Origin of the sequence: Faecalibacterium sp. DFI.5.82 (genome assembly GCF_029076575.1) — a bacterium.
In the GTDB taxonomy this organism is placed as follows: Bacteria; Bacillota; Clostridia; order Oscillospirales; family Ruminococcaceae; genus Faecalibacterium; species Faecalibacterium duncaniae.
Genome location: NZ_JARFIS010000370.1, coordinates 1 through 319, shown reverse-complemented (window position 1 = coordinate 319; position 319 = coordinate 1). Strand labels below are relative to the sequence as shown.

1 protein-coding gene is annotated in these 319 nt (G+C 53.6%); it reads right to left on the bottom strand.

Annotation, left to right across the window (positions count from 1 at the left end):
• Nucleotides 1–265 (bottom strand): hypothetical protein (locus tag P0G09_RS17035; protein ID WP_275253260.1); only part of this gene is annotated, 265 nt, incomplete at its 3' end.
• Between the last annotated feature and the right edge of the window lie 54 nt (nucleotides 266–319).

The following is a 319-nucleotide window of genomic DNA, read 5'->3' as shown; positions in this document are numbered from 1 at the left end:
GGGCCGGAGATTTCTCCATGAACAGGAACTCCAGAAACTGTTCTCCCGAAGCCGGAGGAATATCCTGCAGGTCGGCCTTCCATACCACCGACTGCCCTGCAGGGCAATCCGGCAGAGAGAGCTCTCTGATTTCCCGACAAACACCATTTTCCAGCAGGCGCAGTTGAGCTGCAAAATCTCTCAGGTTCAGCTGCTCACAACGGTTTTCCAGAACAAAGTTTCCATTCCGGAGGTCCTTCACCCGAAGGTCGATGGGCTGGTACACCGTCTGAACTTCCTGTAGCTTAGGCGTAAATCGAATATCGGGTGTTGTCAGTCC